This window comes from Pseudooceanicola profundi (assembly GCF_050897955.1).
Lineage (GTDB): Bacteria > Pseudomonadota > Alphaproteobacteria > Rhodobacterales > Rhodobacteraceae > Pseudooceanicola.
In genome coordinates this window covers 1,704,813-1,721,179 of the sequence record NZ_JBPAXZ010000001.1, presented here as the reverse complement: position 1 = coordinate 1,721,179, position 16,367 = coordinate 1,704,813, and the positions used below count along the sequence as shown (strand labels likewise).

Sequence of the window (16,367 nt, the reverse complement as noted above, 5' to 3'; positions counted from 1 at the left end):
GGGGTCTTATTTCCCTTCGATGTTGAGCGCCTCGGCAACGAGGGCGGCTTGCTGTGCTTTGTGCTGTGCGGCGAGGCCCGTTGCGGGCGAGGCCGTGGCGATGCGGCCCGCGTAGACGGGGCGCTGGTGCTTGGCGTTGATCCGGCCGAGGACCCATTCGACATTGGGCTCGATGAAGGTCCAGGCGCCCTGGTTCTTGGGCTCTTCCTGACACCAGACCATCTCTGCGTTCTTGAACCGCTCGAGTTCCTTGACGAGGCTGATCGCCGGGAAGGGATAGAACTGTTCGATCCGCAGGATATAGGTGTCGTCCTTGCCGGCCTCGTCGCGGGCCTCCAGCAGGTCGTAATAGACCTTGCCGGAACACATGACGACGCGCTTGATCTTCTTGTCCTCGACCAGTTTCGTGGCCGACCGGCCCTTGCCGTACTGCTTGTCCGCATCGTCCCAGAGGACACGGTGGAAGCTCGATCCGGTGGTGAACTCATCCGCATCCGAGACCGCCAGCTTGTGACGCAGAAGCGATTTCGGCGTCATCATGATGAGCGGCTTGCGGAAGGACCGGTGCAGCTGGCGCCGCAGGATGTGGAAGTAGTTCGCGGGCGTGGAGCAGTTGGCGACGATCCAGTTGTCCTGGCCGCACATCTGCAGGAAGCGTTCCAGACGGGCGGAGGAGTGTTCCGGACCCTGGCCTTCGTAGCCATGCGGCAGCAGGCAGACGAGGCCCGACATCCGCAGCCATTTGGATTCGCCCGAGGAGATGAACTGGTCGAACATGATCTGAGCGCCATTGGCAAAATCGCCGAACTGCGCTTCCCAGAGGGTCAGGGCGTTCGGTTCGGCCAGCGAGTAGCCATATTCGAAGCCCAGCACGGCATATTCGGAGAGCATCGAGTCGATGACCTCGTACCGGCTCTGCCCCTCGCGGATATTGTTGAGCGGATAGTAGCGCTCCTCCGTGTCCTGGTTGACGATGCCGGAATGCCGCTGGGAGAAGGTGCCGCGGGTACTGTCCTGACCCGCCAGACGGACCGGATAGCCTTCGGTCAGCAGGGAGCCGAAGGCCAGCGCTTCGCCAGTGGCCCAGTCGAAGCCGGTGCCGCTGTCGAACATCTCTTTCTTGGAGGCCAGCAGGCGATCGACCGTTTTATGGGTCGGGAAGCCTTCGGGGACGCGGGTCAGGGCGGTGCCGATCTGCTCCATCGTCTCGGGGGCGATGGCGGTCTCGCCGCGCTGGTAGTCGTCTTTTTCCTTCTCCAGACCGGACCACTTCCCATCCAGCCAGTCGGCCTTGTTGGGTTTGTAGTCCTTGCCCGCCTCGAACTCGTCATTGAGGTGGGACTGGAAGGCGGCCTTCATATCCTCGATCTCGCCCTCGGGGATCAGCCCGTCCTTCACCAGACGTTCTGTATAGAGCGACAGGGTCGTCTTGTGGCCCTTGATGTTCTTATACATCAGCGGGTTGGTGAACATCGGCTCGTCGCCTTCGTTGTGACCGAAGCGGCGGTAGCAGAAGATGTCGAGCACGACATCCTTGTGGAACTTCTGGCGGAATTCCGTGGCGACCTTGGCGGCATGCACCACGGCCTCCGGATCGTCGCCGTTCACGTGGAAGATCGGCGCCTCCACCATCAGGGCGATGTCCGTGGGATAGGGGCTGGAGCGTGAGAAATGCGGCGCGGTGGTAAAGCCGATCTGGTTGTTCACCACGATATGCATCGTGCCGCCGGTGCGGTGGCCGCGCAGGCCGGAAAGGCCAAAGCATTCCGCCACGACGCCCTGACCGGCAAAGGCCGCATCGCCATGCAGCAGGATCGGCAGGACCGCGATCCGTTCGGCGCTGTCATGCAGCTGGTCCTGCTTGGCGCGGACCTTGCCCAGCACAACCGGGTTCACCGCCTCAAGGTGGGAGGGGTTGGCGGTCAGCGACAGGTGCACCGGATGGCCGTCGAATTCACGGTCCGATGACGCTCCGAGGTGGTATTTCACGTCACCCGAGCCATCCACATCCTCGGGCTTGAACGACCCGCCCTGGAATTCGTTGAAAATGGCGCGATAGGGCTTGTTCATCACGTTCGCCAGAACCGACAGGCGGCCACGGTGCGGCATGCCGATGACGATTTCCTTGACGCCCAGATTGCCGCCCCGCTTGATGATCTGTTCCATGGCGGGGATCAGCGCCTCGCCCCCGTCCAGACCAAACCGCTTGGTGCCCATGTATTTCACATGCAGGAACTTCTCAAAGCCCTCGGCCTCAACCAGCTTGTTCAGGATCGCCTTGCGGCCCTCGCGGGTAAAGGTGATCTCCTTGCCGTAGCCTTCGATCCGTTCCTTCAGCCAGCCGGCTTCTTCGGGGTTGGAGATGTGCATGTATTGCAGCGCGAAGGTGCCGCAATAGGTGCGCTTCACGATATCGACGATCTGGCGCATGGAGGCGATCTCAAGCCCCAGCACCTTGTCGATGAAGATCGGGCGATCCATGTCGGATTCCGCGAACCCGTAGGATTTCGGGTCAAGCTCCGGGTGGTTCGTCTCATCCCGCATGCCCAGCGGGTCGAGGTCAGCAGCCAGGTGTCCCCGGATCCGGTAGGCCCGGATCAGCATCAGCGCGCGGATCGAATCCAGCACCGCCTGTTTCACCGCGTCGTCGGAGACCTTCACGCCCTTTTCGGCGGCTTTCGACTTGATCTTGTCTCCGGCGGCCTTGGCTTCCACGGCAGGCCACTGGCCGTCCAGTGCGGCAGTCAGATCATCACTGGGGACCGGCGGCCAGTCCATCCGCGCCCAGGAGGGGCCGGCGGCCTCTTTCTTGGCGTCGATCTCGCTCTCGCCCAGCTGTTTGAAGAACGCAGCCCACCCTTCGTCGACCGAGGACGGGTCATTGGCCCAGCGGGCCTGAAGCTGTTCGAGATATTCCGCGTTATGCCCCTGCATGAAGCTGGAGGCGTGGAAAACATCGTTGGGGCTTTGTTCGGTCATGCGAGGACCTCATGAGGGTTTGGGCCATAGGTATTGGGGCCGGGTTGCGAGGGGCGGGTGAGCCACCAGATGACGATCAGCGGCGAAATGATGAACACAAGCATCGAAAGCAGCATGACAATGCCTGTCAGACCTGCAAAAGCGGCACCAAAATCGCCCGACATGACGGCGCTTGTGGCGCCGGCCATCGAGGCAAAGGTGCCCATGCCCACGATCACGATCAGCGGGTAGAGCAGGTAAAGGCCCGAACGGCCGGTGTCATGCATCCGTCGCCATCCCGCCGCCAATATGGGCAGCAGCGTCGCGAGGGAAAAGAGCCCGGAGATAGGCCCGTTCTCACTTTTCGCGGAGATGGCGCCGGGGCCGGTCTCGACCGTTCCGGTGCCGAAGAGGATGCTGTCCAGAATAGAGGTGGCAATGCCGCCCGCGATGAGGAACAGCACAAACCACCAGTATTCCGGACGCGAGGCGCGGCCAGAGAAGGTCACGTATTTCTGCAGGCAGGAGCGGATGGCGTCGGCGAAACTCATGCGCGCGCCTCCGGATGGTGGACCGCAGGGCAGAACCGGCGCTCGACGCGGGAGGCGGAGCGGGGTGGTCTGGTCTGCTGTGAACGGCGGGGCGCCATTTCTCGGTCCTGTCTGCTGGGGGCTTTGCCCCCGGATTGCGGCCCGGGCGATCTGTCGCCCGGACCCTTTTCACAGGCTGAAGATCAGCCCTTGATGGCTTTCAGCACGGCTTCGCCGAGGCCCGCGGGGCTGTCGGCAACCACGATCCCGGCGGATTTCATCGCCTCGATCTTGTCTTCCGCGCCGCCTTTGCCGCCGGCGACGATGGCGCCTGCGTGGCCCATGCGGCGGCCCGGAGGGGCGGTACGGCCGGCGATGAAACCTGCGGTCGGCTTCCAGCGGCCCTTCTTCTTCTCGTCGGCCAGGAACTGCGCAGCTTCTTCTTCGGCAGAGCCGCCGATTTCGCCGATCATGATGATCGACTGGGTCTCGTCATCGGCCAGGAACATTTCCAGCACTTCGAGGTGTTCGGTGCCCTTGATTGGATCGCCGCCGATGCCAACGGCGGAGGACTGGCCAAGGCCTGCATCCGTCGTCTGCTTCACCGCCTCATAGGTCAGCGTGCCGGAGCGGGAGACCACGCCGACGGAGCCACGCTTGTGGATATGGCCGGGCATGATGCCGATCTTGCAGGCGTCCGGCGTAATGACACCGGGGCAGTTCGGCCCGATCAGGCGCGACTTGGAATTCTTGAGCGCGGCCTTCACCTTCATCATGTCCAGTACCGGGATGCCTTCGGTGATGCAGACGATCAGCGGGATTTCCGCGTCGATGGCTTCCATGATCGAGTCGGCCGCAAACGGCGGCGGCACATAGATGACAGAGGCATTGGCGCCGGTCCGGTCGACCGCTTCATGCACCGAGTCAAAGACGGGCAGGCCAAGGTGTTCGCTGCCACCTTTGCCGGGGGTGACACCGCCGACCATCTTGGTTCCGTAGGCGATTGCCTGTTCGGAATGGAAGGTCCCCTGAGAGCCGGTGAAGCCCTGACAAATGACCTTCGTATTTTCGTCGACTAGAACTGCCATAGTTTACTCCTGATCCTAGTTATCCCGGAAAGGACATCGACACACTTATTGTGCCGTCGGTTTCATAGCGATTACGCGAGATGGTGCTGACGCTGACTATCAAAGGAAGCGGCGACAGATTGTAAAGAATGGTGCCCGAATTGCTGCGTTCTATCCGGGCATTGGGGTAGGCGCTGCGCAGCACGTCCATGACCAGCGCTTCGACCTCTCCCTGCGAGGCGTGTTTGGTGTAGACGTAACAGGTGCCTGCATAACGGTCCGGCTCAGCCACTTGGGCTTTGGCGGTGTCAGCAGGGGCATCGAAATAATGGCCGTAGCCAAGATTGACACCATATTTGTTTACACCACGGTTTTCGGCCCGATAGGTGAAGCCAGCGCTGGTGAAGGCGGGGCGCGGGGCAAGCTGCCGGAGGCTGACATCGGCACAGATGCGGGTCGCAACGGCCACGTTGTTCAGCGCCGCCTCGCGCAGGTTCTGCGCATGGGCCGGCAGGGCCAGGGCAAGCAGAAGGGATATCTTCAGAAGCCCGCGCATCACATACGCACCATGATTTGCGAGGTTCCGTCCATCACGCAGATCGGATCCTGACCGGCAATGCCGATGCTGATGTCGATGGCGCGCCGCGGAAAGAAGGCGGAATAGCCGGTGCAGGGAAAATTGGCGGCCTGCGGATGTGTCGGGGTGATGGCCGCCCCGCCCTGCATCTGACCGTAGGTGAACATGCCTGGGAAAAGCTCGCTCGTCGTCTGTTCGACGAACTGAACGGCCTCCGTAACATTCAGCACGTCGCTTGAAATGGCGCAGAAATCATCACCATCGGTGCCGTAGGTCATGATGCTGACGATGCCGGCCGGATCACTGAACTTGTGATAAGCGCGCGGATCGCCGGGCCGGGCATGGGTCGTGTACGAAAAGCCGGCTGCAGAGAGCGCGGCGACACGGCTGTCAGCATCGGAATAGAGATCGAGGCAGACATGCAGCGCAATACGGCTGTTGGCCAGCGCCGCGTCACGCGGCGACTGCGCCGCTGCAGGGCCGGTCAGGGCAAGGGCCGCGATGCCAGCGCTTAGGAGGACGGCAGACCGGGTCATTGGGCGCTCACCTGCTTGTAGGTGATCATCTCGAACCAGCCGGGCCAGACGTAGACCATGATCGGAATGTCGGGATCGTCATGCCAGTTGAGAACATAGAACAGCGCACCGCTTTCCATCACGTTCCCGACTATGTGCGAAGCGGGCCCGAAAGCGCTCAGCGGCATGGACCCGCCAACGATCTGAGCCTGCGGAGCTTCGCGGGCGATAATCGACCGGAACGTGTCCGTAACGGCCTGTGTCGACCCCGGCATCCCATATACGGCATCTCCGCCGCTCACCACACAGGAAATCGACCGGGTTCCCCCCAGAACGAAGACATGGGTTATTTCTTCGAAGGTATAACCGTTTTGCATGGAATTCATGCCGCCGGTCGTCACCAGAAGCGTGCTGCCATCGTCTGTATTGCCATGCGAAACGGCTCTGCCGTCGTTCCGGTTGGGCAGTTCCGCGAGGTAACGCTCCGGATCGGTGACGGCCGTCCCGCAGTGGCGCAGGAAATGTTCAATCCCGGCAGCAACAATTCCGGTAGGCCCCTGCTGCGCGCGCAGGTCCGACTGGCTGCTGAATACAGCCAGCGCGGACAGGGTCAGGGCGCGCAGCAGGGTCATCGGTTCAGCCTTTGACCGCTTTCACGATCTTTTCGGCACCGTCCGACAGGTTGTCGGCCGCGATGACGTTCAGGCCGGAGGTCGCGATGATCTCCTTGCCCTTTTCGACATTCGTGCCTTCCAGACGGACAACCAGCGGAACCTGCAGGCCGACTTCCTTCACCGCGGCGATCACGCCTTCGGCGATGACGTCGCAGCGCATGATGCCGCCGAAGATGTTCACGAGAATGCCTTTGACGTTCGGGTCAGAGGTGATGATCTTGAACGCCTCGGTCACTTTTTCCTTGGTGGCGCCGCCGCCAACGTCGAGGAAGTTCGCAGGCTCTGCCCCGTAGAGCTTGATGATGTCCATCGTCGCCATGGCGAGGCCTGCGCCGTTCACCATGCAGCCGATCTCACCATCCAGCGCGATGTAGTTCAGGTCGTATTTGGAGGCGGCGAGTTCCTTGGGGTCCTCTTCCGTCTCGTCGCGCAGGGCGGCGACGTCGGCATGGCGGTAGATCGCGTTGCCGTCGAAACCGACCTTGGCGTCCAGCACCTTGAGGTTGCCATCGGGCATGACGATCAGCGGGTTGATCTCCAGCTGTTCCATGTCCTTTTCCATGAAGGCACGGTAGAGGTTGCCCAGCAGCGCGACCATCTGCTTGACGGCACCACCTTCGAGGCCAAGCGCGAAGGCGACCTTGCGGCCGTGGAACGGCTGGTAGCCGGTGGCAGGCTCGATGGAGAAGGAGAGGATTTTCTCGGGCGTGGAGGCCGCGACTTCCTCGATGTCCATGCCGCCCTCGGTGGAGCAGACGATGGAGACGGCGGAGGTCTGACGGTCGACCAGCAGCGCGAGGTAAAGCTCACGCGAGATGTCGGACCCGGCTTCGATGTAGATGCGGTTCACCTGCTTGCCGGCGGGGCCGGTCTGATGGGTGACGAGGGTACGACCCAGCATCTTCTTGGCTTCTTCAGCGGCTTCTTCCACCGATTTGGCAAGGCGGACACCGCCCTTTTCGCCAGCGTCGGCTTCTTTGAATTTGCCTTTGCCGCGGCCACCGGCGTGGATCTGCGCCTTCACGACCCAGAGCGGACCGTCAAGTTCGCCTGCGGCGGTCTTGGCATTCTCCGCTTTCAGAACCGGGCGGCCATCCGACACCGGGCAGCCATAGTCGCGAAGGATTGCCTTCGCCTGATACTCATGAATGTTCATGAACTCCGTCCCTCGTTTCAGATACGATTAGCAACGGTAGTGGCACAGTGTAACTGCGCCATGAATCATTTTCTGGAACCGTGCGGGGAATTCTGCCGATTTTACAGCGTTTGTGATCACACGAAAAGCGGGTGTGATCACGTTGCGGGCGCTCATGCCGTCAATATGACCGCACTGCTCTGATTTCTGGCGATTCAGTGACTCTCCGGGCTCCGGAACCGCGTCCGGGGCGTCGCGGGGAACTTCCGCCGCGTGGCCGGGGTTGAGCTGCGAAAGAGGAGTTGACCATGACTATTTCCAGACATCTGCCGGACATCAAGCCTAATAATGGCGGACTTGCCCGACGCGACCGTTTGCGGCCGTTTGTCTTCGGCGCCGGCTTGGTGGCTGCGGGTGCGCTCCTGTCGCGGTTCCGTCCCGGGGCGCTTGATATGCCCAACCCCTCGCCAATGCGCGACGTCCGCAGCGGGCGGTTTGGGCAGGCTGTGCGGATGACCCGGGACGGGGTGGAACATGTGGCCCCGGATAATCTGAGCGCCAAGATCGGGTCGTCGCTGGCCATCGCGGGGGCGGCGATGATCGCGGCGCGGCTGCTGGACGAGGTCTCCGGCCACGGGCGATGATCGCTATCGTCAGACAAAGAAAAACGCCCGACACGGGGCCGGGCGTTTTTGGAATGCTTGTGCCGCGGATCAGGCGAGCGAGCCGTCGATGCCTTTGCAGGCCTCCATCAGGCCCTTCACGGCGTCGACGGATTTGTCGAACATGTCCTGCTCTTCCTTGGTGAGCTTGATGTTCACGATCTTCTCGATGCCGCCGGCGCCGATGACCGTGGGCACACCCACATACATGTCCTTCACGCCGATCTCGCCGTCGCAATAGGCGGCGCAGGGCAGGACGCGCTTCTGGTCTTTCAGATAGGCCTCGGCCATTTCGATGGCGGAGGTGGCGGGCGCGTAGAAGGCGGAACCGGTTTTCAGCAGGCCAACGATTTCGGCGCCGCCGTCACGGGTGCGCTGGATGATCGCGTCGAGCTTTTCCTGCGTGGTCCAGCCCATCTCCACCAGGTCGGGCAGCGGGATGCCGGCGACGGTGGAGTAACGGGTGGAGGGGACCATGGTGTCGCCGTGGCCGCCCAGAACGAAGGCGGTGACGTCTTTCATGGACACGCCGAATTCGAGGCTGAGGAAGTGGCGGAAGCGCGCGGAGTCCAGCACGCCGGCCATGCCGCAGACCTTGGCGGCAGGCAGGCCGGAGAATTTCTGCAGCGCCCAGACCATCGCGTCGAGCGGGTTGGTGATGCAGATCACGAAGGCGTCGGGCGCGTTGGCGGCAATGCCTTCGCCGACGGATTTCATGACCTTGAGGTTGATGCCCAGCAGGTCATCACGGGACATGCCCGGTTTGCGGGGCACGCCTGCGGTGACGATGCAGACGTCTGCGCCGGCGATGTCGGCATAGCTCTGGGTGCCCTTGAGCGTCGCGTCAAAGCCTTCGGAAGGGCCAGCCTCGGCGATGTCGAGCGCTTTGCCTTCCGGCGTGCCTTCGGCGATGTCGAAGAGAACGACGTCGCCCAATTCTTTGAGAGCTGCGAGATGGGCGAGCGTGCCGCCGATCTGACCTGCGCCAATGAGGGCGATCTTGGGTCGTGCCATGGAACTTATCTCCGGTCCGATGATATCTCGTCGCGATGGGTAGGCGTTCTGGACCCGTTGCGCAAGGGCAGTGGCGGGCCGGGCCGATGCGGCGTCAGCGCGGATGCGGTTATTTCGTTTAAAAAGTTCATAAATAGTGAGCTCTTGCCTTATTCTTCAACGATGGCCGCAGATGGCACGGAATATGCTGGGACGCCGCCGGAGGCCGAAGAAATTCGATTCTGGGCATCCGCATGTCCACCTCTCGTCGTTGGTCAGGCGTCCTTTTTCTTTGGCGGCAGCTGTTCCGTGAGCGTTTCATACGCCTTTCCCGAGGCCATCAGGCAGGTCATTCCGCCGGGTCGCGTGACCGTGATCGTCCAGGAGCCGGTGGCCGCTGATGCGAAGACCTCCACCATCTGATTGCCGTGACTGAGCGCGATGGACTGCCGGCTTTCGCCGTATTTTTCGGCCAGTCGTCCGACGATGATTTCCCTCGGCGCGCAGTGCTGCTGGGCCCATGCCGGGGCGGCGCTGAGCAGGGCGAGCGCCAGAGCCGGCAGGGCAAATCGGAGCAGGGCGGGGCAGGCGGACATGAGGCATCCCTTTCAAGCTATGACATTGCAGACAGGCAATGTCTGTCGCCGGCAAAGGCCGGCTTGTGGAACGTTGCCCGGATTGATCCGGACCTCCCTCACGTCCATGAAAGGAGACTGCGCCGGAGAGGCAAAGATATGGTTAATGCGCCGTACGCCGGGTGTTGCGTGGCCAGAATGCAGGCAATTCTGCGTCGCGGCGTGATTGGCCTTGAATTTTTCCCTCAAAAAATGGCAAAGCAGCGCAAGATTGTTACCAGCGCCCCGCCGCGCCCGACTCGGAGAGACTTCATGGACGACCAGTTCCGCCCCTATCGCTCGGTTCTCTATATCCCCGGCTCCAAGGAGCGGGCGCTGGACAAGGCGCGGGGGCTGGCCTGCGATGCGATCATCTTCGATCTGGAGGATGCGGTGACGCCCGATGCCAAGGGTGCGGCGCGGGAGACGCTGAAAGCCGCGCTTGTGGAGGGCGGCTACGGCGAGCGGGCCAAAATCATCCGGATCAATGGGCTGGACACCGATTGGGGTGCTGACGACGTCAAGGTGCTGAAGGATGCGGGGGCGGATGCCTTCCTTCTGCCCAAGGTGAATTCGGTGAAAGATATCGAGGCGCTGGACGATCTGCTGGGCGGCGAGACGGCGATCTGGGCGATGATCGAGACGCCGCTGGGCGTGCTGAACGCGCTGGAGATCGCGGCGCATCCACGGCTGAAGGGATTTGTCGCCGGGACCAACGATCTGGCGAAGGAGCTGAACTGCCGCTCCCGCGCTGACCGTCTGCCGATGATGTTCGCTTTGCAGCAGATGCTGCTGGCCGCGCGGGCCTATGACGTGATCTGCGTCGATGGGGTCCATAACCAGTATCTCGACGAAGAGGGGCTGGCCGCCGAATGCGAACAGGGTCGCGATCTGGGCTTCGACGGCAAGACGCTGATCCATCCGGCACAGGTGGCGGGCGCCAATACCGCCTTTGCGCCCACGGAGGCGGAGATCGACCTCGCCAAGCGGCAGATCGAGGCGCATGAGGAGATCGAGCGGACGGGGCAGGGCGTGGCCGTGGTCGATGGCAAGATCGTCGAGAACCTGCATGTCGAGACGGCGAAAAAGTTGCTGGCCAAGGCGGAAGTCATTGCACGCATGGCGTAAGCGGGGCAATGTGAAGGCGATTCACATTTAGCCAGCGGGCGGACCTGTTATGTTGCTTCTTATCCTTGGTGTACTTCTCTGGGCGGCGGCCCATTTCTTTAAACGTGCGGCACCTGATGTCCGGGCGCGGATGGGCGATCCCGGCAAGGGGGCCGTGGCCGGGGCGCTGGCCGTTGCGCTGCTGCTGATGATCTTTGGCTACCGGATGGCCGATGGCGCGTTTTTCTGGGGGCGGCATCCGGCGACGGTGGGGATCAACAACCTACTGATGTTGCTGGCGCTCTACTTCACCTCGCCGGGGCCGAAGAAGGGGGCGCTCTTTTACAAGATGCGGCACCCGATGCTGACGGGGTTCCTGCTGTGGTGTGTGGCGCATCTGCTGGTGAATGGCGATGTGCCGTCCTTCGTGCTCTGGGGTGGTCTGGGCGTCTGGGCCGTGGCAGAGATGGTGGTGATCAACCGGGCGGAGCCGGGCTGGCAGCCGCCCGCCAAGGGGTCGATCGCCAAGGACGGGATGTTCCTGGCCATATCGCTTGTCTTGCTGCTGCTGATCGGGGGCATCCACACCTGGCTGGGCTACCCGACATTCGGATAAAGAAAAGGACCTAAGGGTATGAAAGTTTACCGGTTTCTGAGCGAGGACGATACCTCTGCCTTCTGTCACAAGGTGTCGGCGGCCCTGGCCAAGGGATGGGAGCTGCACGGCAACCCGACCTATGCCCATGACGCGACCACGGGTGTGATGCGCTGCGGTCAGGCGGTGACGAAAGAGGTGCCGGGAGAGTATTCGCCGGACGTGAAGCTGGGAGAGCTGTGATGGCCAAGACCAATCCGGGACGGTTTTTCGAGGATTACGCGATTGGTCAGGTGATCGACCATGCCGTGCCGCGCACGGTCGGGGCGGGGGAGCGGGCGCTTTACCATGCGCTCTACCCGGCGCGGCATGCGCTCTATTCCTCGGATGAATTCGCGCGGGCTTGCGGGCTGCCGGGATCGCCGCTGGACGATCTTGCAGCGTTCCACGTGGTCTTTGGCAAGACCGTACCGGATGTGTCGCTGAATGCGGTGGCGAACCTTGGCTATGCGGAGGGGCGCTGGCTGAAGCCGGTCTATGCGGGGGATACGCTGCGATCCTCGTCGGAGGTGATCGGGCTCAAGCAGAATTCCAACGGCAAGACCGGGGTGGTCTATGTCCGTACCCGGGGCATGAACCAGCGCGACGAGGTCGTGATGGAGTATGTGCGCTGGGTGATGGTGCGGAAGAATGATGTCGACGCACCGGCGCCAGAGGCTGTGGTGCCAGAACTGAAGACGGTGCTGGCGCCGGAGGATCTGGTGATCCCGGAGGGGCTGGATTTCTCCACCTACGATTTCACCCTGGCGGGGGAGGCGCATCGCTGGGGCGATTACGAGGTGGGCGAGGTGATCGGCCATGTCGATGGCGTCACCATCGAGGAGGCGGAGCATATGCTGGCGACGCGCCTGTGGCAGAACACGGCCAAGGTGCATTTCGACGCGACCTTCCGGCCCGATGGGCAGCGGCTGATCTATGGCGGGCATGTGATCTCCATGGCGCGGGCGCTGTCGTTCAACGGGTTGGCCAATGCGCAGATGATCGTGGGGCTGAACGGGGGCGCGCATGCCAACCCGTGTTTCAGCGGCAAGACCGTCAAGGCCTGGTCGGAGGTGCTGGACAAGGCGAAGACGTCTGCGCCCGGTGTCGGCCTTGTGCGGCTGCGGCTGGTCGCGGTCGATGACGCCTCGGTCGGAGAGTTGAAGGGCGCGGACGGGAAATACCTGCCGCAGGTTCTGCTGGATCTCGATTACTGGGCGGTGATGCCGGTCTGAAGGGCCGAATCAGCGGTGCAGCAGATTTGAAGACGGCCGTGTGACAGCGGCCGTCTTTTCTCTTTCCGCCTGAAACTTAAGCGAAAATCCGGGCCATATGTGGCGCGGCAGATACAGCTTTGCGGCGGCGCAGCATCCGTGGGCCTCGGCGCGTGCATGCCCCCTTCTCCGGCGTCAAAAACAGGCGCTGAGCTACGGCGCGTTTTCCAACTGAGGTTATGATGCACGCGCTTCTCAAATCTTCCGCGCTTTCCGTTCTGCTGGGTCTTCCGACCCTGACCGCCGCTCAGGATTTCAGCCTGTCCTCCGGCGTGACCCTGACCAGCCGTTACGTGTCGAACGGGCTGGAACAGACCACCGGCGCCGCCCTCCAGCCCTGGGTCGAGCTGGGCTACGGCGGCTTCTACCTGGGCACCTGGGCCTCCAACACCGATGACGGCATCACCGGCAGCGATTACGAGATCGACGTCTATGCCGGGTTCCGCAACGAGGTCGGCAAGTTCAGCTACGACGTCGGCTATGCGCGCTACTACTACACCAGCCCCTATGTCGATTGCTGCGGCGAGTTCATCCTGTCGACCGCCCTTGCGCCGGTGGAGCCGCTGAGCCTTGGCCTGCGCTTTGCCTATGATCCGGATGCGGATGTGCTGAACTCCAAGATCTCGGCCGATTACACGTTCGACAAGATCACCTTCGGCGCCGCCTATGGCACGATCAACAACGGCGGGCATGAGTACTGGAGCGCCGGCGCCTCTTACGCGTTGTCGGACATGTTCTCCGTCTCCGGCACCTGGCATGACAGTTCCATCGCCAAGGGCCTTGCCGTCGTTTCGCTCGACGCCAGCTTCTGATCCGGGTCCTCCCTCGGTCCAAAGATCAGAGTGTCAGGTCCGCGGGGCGACTCGCGGACCTGACTGTTTTTATCGGATTTCTTGAGTGTGATCACAAGGCTGGAGCGTGTGATCACACATCGTGGAATAGCGCGGCATTGCAGCAATTTCCCGCTTCAAAAGGATGACAAGCCGGGAAAATCCGGTAGAAACACGCGTGAGGAACTCGAAAGGGGATTTCATGGCCGATGTGAACCGGGGCAACCGCCCGCTCTCGCCATTCATGCTGGGACAGTATTACCGCTTCCAGCTCAATTCCGTCACGTCCATCCTGACCCGCATCACAGGCAACGCGATGATCGTCGCGGCGCTGCTGATCGCCTGGTGGTTCATGGCGGCGGCATCCGGGCCGGATTATTTCGAGACGGTCAACTGGATCGTCACCAGCTTCATCGGCGATCTGATCATGTTCTTCTCGCTGCTGGGGCTCTGGTATCACACGCTGGCCGGCATGCGGCACCTGCTGTGGGACAACGGCTATTTCCTTGAGGTCGAGCAGGCGGACACGCTGGGCTGGATCGTCGTTATCGGCTCGGTCGCGCTGACGCTGCTGACCGCCATCATCGTCTGAGGAGGCCGCCATGCGTTATCTCACTGACCGCAAGCGCGCCGTCGGCATGGGCGCGTCGAAGACCGGGACCGAACATCACTGGTCCATGCAGGTGTCGTCCATCGCGCTGATCATCCTTGTTCCGCTCTTCCTCTTTACCTTCGGGCCGATCCTCGGGTCGTCCTACGAAGAGGTCGTGGCCTATTATTCGCGTCCCTGGCCTGCCTCTATCGCGGCGCTGACGCTCATCGTGGGCATGACCCACTTCAAGAACGGCGCCCAGATGGCGATCGAGGATTATGTGCATGGGATGGCGGGCCGCCTGACCATCATCGGTGTCACGATCCTGTCCTATGCCATCATGGGGGTCGGGGTGTTTTCCCTGATCCGCCTGGCGCTCTGAAGTCCGAGGTTTCCAAATGGCTGCTTACGAATACGAAACGCATGAATATGACGTGGTTGTCGTCGGGGCCGGCGGCGCCGGTCTGCGCGCCACGCTGGGCATGGCGGAACAGGGGCTGCGCACGGCCTGTGTGACCAAGGTTTTCCCGACCCGGTCGCATACCGTGGCCGCGCAGGGCGGGATCGCCGCATCGCTGTCGAATATGGGCCCGGACAACTGGCAGTGGCACATGTACGACACCGTGAAGGGGTCGGACTGGCTGGGCGATACGGATGCGATGGAATATCTCGCCCGGTCCGCCCCGAAGGCCGTCTACGAGCTGGAACATTACGGCGTGCCGTTCTCCCGCACCGAGGAGGGCAAGATCTACCAGCGTCCCTTCGGCGGTCACACCACCGAATTTGGCGAAGGCCCCGCCGTGCAGCGGACCTGTGCCGCCGCCGACCGGACCGGCCATGCGATCCTGCATACGCTCTACGGCCAGTCGCTGAAGAACAATGCAGAGTTCTACATCGAATATTTCGCCATCGATCTGATCATGTCCGAGGATGGCGTCTGTCAGGGCGTCGTTTGCTGGAAGCTCGACGATGGCACGATGCATGTGTTCAACGCCAAGATGGTCGTGCTGGCCACCGGCGGCTATGGGCGCGCCTATTTCTCTGCCACCTCCGCGCATACCTGCACGGGTGACGGCGGCGGCATGGTGGCGCGGGCGGGCCTCGCGCTGCAGGATATGGAATTCGTTCAGTTCCACCCCACGGGCATCTACGGCTCCGGCTGCCTGATCACCGAGGGTGCGCGGGGCGAGGGCGGCTACCTCACCAATTCCGAAGGCGAGCGGTTCATGGAGCGCTATGCGCCCCAGTACAAGGATCTGGCGCCGCGCGACTATGTCTCCCGGTCGATGACCATGGAGATCCGCGAGGGGCGTGGTGTGGGTGAACATGGGGACCATATCCACCTGAACCTGTCGCACCTGCCGAAAGAGGCGCTGGCGGAACGTCTGCCGGGGATTTCTGAATCAGCGAAGATCTTTGCCGGTGTGGACGTGACGAAGGAGCCGATCCCGGTTCTGCCGACCGTGCATTACAACATGGGCGGCATCCCCACGAACTACTGGGGCGAGGTGCTGAACCCGACGGAGGGCGATCCGAACGCCATCGTTCCAGGCCTGATGGCCGTGGGCGAGGCCGGTTGTGCCTCTGTGCACGGGGCGAACCGGCTGGGGTCCAACTCCCTGATCGACCTCGTGGTCTTTGGCCGTGCCGCGGCGATCAAGGCGGGCAAGGTCGTGGACCCGGAGGCGCCGAACCCGGTGCTGAACAAGGCGTCGCTCGACAAGGCCTTTGACCGGTTCGATTTCTACCGCAACGCGGACGGCGGTGTGCCGACCGCAGAGCTGCGGCTGGAGATGCAGCGGACCATGCAGTCCGACGCGGCGGTCTTCCGCGCCTCCGAGACGCTGAAGGAAGGCGTGGAGAAAATGACGGAGATCGCGGCCAAGCTGCCCGATCTGAAGGTCACAGACCGGTCGCTGGTCTGGAACTCTGACCTGATGGAGACGCTGGAGCTGACGAACCTGATGCCGAACGCTCTGGCGACCATCGTCGGCGCAGAGGCCCGGCACGAGAGCCGTGGCGCCCATGCGCATGAGGATTACGCAGAACGGGACGACGAGAACTGGCGCGTGCACACGATTTCGCGTGTCGAGGGCAACACGGTTGACCTGACCTACCGTCCCGTCATCAAGGATCCGCTGACCACCGAAGACGAAGGCGGCATCAGCCTGAAGAAAATCGCGCCCAAGGCGCGGACGTTCTGAG

18 protein-coding genes are annotated in these 16,367 nt (G+C 62.5%); 9 read left to right on the top strand and 9 right to left on the bottom strand.

Features of this window, described 5'->3' with window-relative positions; all coding sequences use genetic code 11:
- Positions 1 to 6: 6 nt before the first annotated feature.
- From ACRARG_RS08515 to sucC, 7 genes are all read right to left on the bottom strand, one after another.
- Positions 7 to 2,979, bottom strand: a complete 2,973-nt coding sequence (locus ACRARG_RS08515; protein WP_432689584.1) for a 2-oxoglutarate dehydrogenase E1 component — start codon at positions 2,977 to 2,979, stop codon at positions 7 to 9.
- Positions 2,976 to 3,509: a DUF805 domain-containing protein gene (locus ACRARG_RS08510; RefSeq protein ID WP_432689583.1), complete on the bottom strand. Its 534-nt coding sequence runs from the start codon at positions 3,507 to 3,509 to the stop codon at positions 2,976 to 2,978. The genes ACRARG_RS08515 and ACRARG_RS08510 overlap by 4 nt, the downstream gene beginning before the upstream one ends.
- Before the next feature lie 182 nt (positions 3,510 to 3,691).
- Entirely contained in the window at positions 3,692 to 4,576 is an 885-nt protein-coding gene (sucD, locus tag ACRARG_RS08505) for a succinate--CoA ligase subunit alpha (protein ID WP_432689582.1), read from the bottom strand.
- Positions 4,577 to 4,595: 19 nt separating this feature from the next.
- On the bottom strand, positions 4,596 to 5,111 hold the full coding sequence (locus tag ACRARG_RS08500; protein ID WP_432689581.1) for a hypothetical protein: 516 nt from the start codon (positions 5,109 to 5,111) through the stop codon (positions 4,596 to 4,598).
- Complete coding sequence (locus ACRARG_RS08495) at positions 5,111 to 5,668, bottom strand: hypothetical protein (RefSeq protein WP_432689580.1); 558 nt, start codon at positions 5,666 to 5,668, stop codon at positions 5,111 to 5,113. Before ACRARG_RS08495 ends, ACRARG_RS08500 begins: the two co-directional genes overlap by 1 nt.
- A complete protein-coding gene (locus tag ACRARG_RS08490) occupies positions 5,665 to 6,279 on the bottom strand; it encodes a hypothetical protein (RefSeq protein ID WP_432689579.1) in 615 nt (204 codons plus the stop codon). The genes ACRARG_RS08495 and ACRARG_RS08490 overlap by 4 nt, the downstream gene beginning before the upstream one ends.
- A 4-nt stretch (positions 6,280 to 6,283) precedes the next feature.
- A complete protein-coding gene (sucC, locus tag ACRARG_RS08485; protein ID WP_432689578.1) occupies positions 6,284 to 7,477 on the bottom strand; it encodes an ADP-forming succinate--CoA ligase subunit beta in 1,194 nt (397 codons plus the stop codon).
- A 287-nt stretch (positions 7,478 to 7,764) separates the two neighbouring features.
- On the opposite strand from sucC, the gene ACRARG_RS08480 reads away from it, so the two are divergent.
- On the top strand, positions 7,765 to 8,100 hold the full coding sequence (locus ACRARG_RS08480) for a hypothetical protein (protein ID WP_432689577.1): 336 nt from the start codon (positions 7,765 to 7,767) through the stop codon (positions 8,098 to 8,100).
- Positions 8,101 to 8,169: 69 nt separating this feature from the next.
- Here ACRARG_RS08480 and mdh read toward each other — a convergent pair whose 3' ends face one another.
- On the bottom strand, positions 8,170 to 9,132 hold the full coding sequence (gene mdh / locus ACRARG_RS08475; protein WP_432689576.1) for a malate dehydrogenase: 963 nt from the start codon (positions 9,130 to 9,132) through the stop codon (positions 8,170 to 8,172).
- A 254-nt stretch (positions 9,133 to 9,386) separates the two neighbouring features.
- Entirely contained in the window at positions 9,387 to 9,707 is a 321-nt protein-coding gene (locus tag ACRARG_RS08470; protein ID WP_432689575.1) for a hypothetical protein, read from the bottom strand.
- Positions 9,708 to 9,998: 291 nt separating this feature from the next.
- On the opposite strand from ACRARG_RS08470, the gene ACRARG_RS08465 reads away from it, so the two are divergent.
- From ACRARG_RS08465 to sdhA, 8 genes are all read left to right on the top strand, one after another.
- Positions 9,999 to 10,853, top strand: a complete 855-nt coding sequence (locus ACRARG_RS08465) for an HpcH/HpaI aldolase/citrate lyase family protein (RefSeq protein WP_432689574.1) — start codon at positions 9,999 to 10,001, stop codon at positions 10,851 to 10,853.
- Positions 10,854 to 10,902: 49 nt separating this feature from the next.
- Entirely contained in the window at positions 10,903 to 11,448 is a 546-nt protein-coding gene (locus ACRARG_RS08460; protein ID WP_432689573.1) for an NnrU family protein, read from the top strand.
- A gap of 18 nt (positions 11,449 to 11,466) precedes the next feature.
- A complete protein-coding gene (locus ACRARG_RS08455) occupies positions 11,467 to 11,670 on the top strand; it encodes a DUF1737 domain-containing protein (protein WP_432689572.1) in 204 nt (67 codons plus the stop codon).
- On the top strand, positions 11,670 to 12,701 hold the full coding sequence (locus tag ACRARG_RS08450; RefSeq protein ID WP_432689571.1) for a MaoC family dehydratase: 1,032 nt from the start codon (positions 11,670 to 11,672) through the stop codon (positions 12,699 to 12,701). The genes ACRARG_RS08455 and ACRARG_RS08450 overlap by 1 nt, the downstream gene beginning before the upstream one ends.
- A gap of 221 nt (positions 12,702 to 12,922) precedes the next feature.
- On the top strand, positions 12,923 to 13,552 hold the full coding sequence (locus ACRARG_RS08445) for a TorF family putative porin (protein WP_432689570.1): 630 nt from the start codon (positions 12,923 to 12,925) through the stop codon (positions 13,550 to 13,552).
- 220 nt (positions 13,553 to 13,772) lie between these two features.
- Positions 13,773 to 14,162 (top strand): succinate dehydrogenase, cytochrome b556 subunit, encoded by a 390-nt coding sequence (sdhC, locus tag ACRARG_RS08440; RefSeq protein WP_432689569.1) that lies wholly within the window; start codon positions 13,773 to 13,775, stop codon positions 14,160 to 14,162.
- A gap of 10 nt (positions 14,163 to 14,172) precedes the next feature.
- A complete protein-coding gene (gene sdhD, locus ACRARG_RS08435; protein ID WP_432689568.1) occupies positions 14,173 to 14,544 on the top strand; it encodes a succinate dehydrogenase, hydrophobic membrane anchor protein in 372 nt (123 codons plus the stop codon).
- A gap of 16 nt (positions 14,545 to 14,560) precedes the next feature.
- Positions 14,561 to 16,366 (top strand): succinate dehydrogenase flavoprotein subunit, encoded by a 1,806-nt coding sequence (sdhA, locus tag ACRARG_RS08430; protein WP_432689567.1) that lies wholly within the window; start codon positions 14,561 to 14,563, stop codon positions 16,364 to 16,366.
- Position 16,367 lies beyond the last annotated feature (1 nt).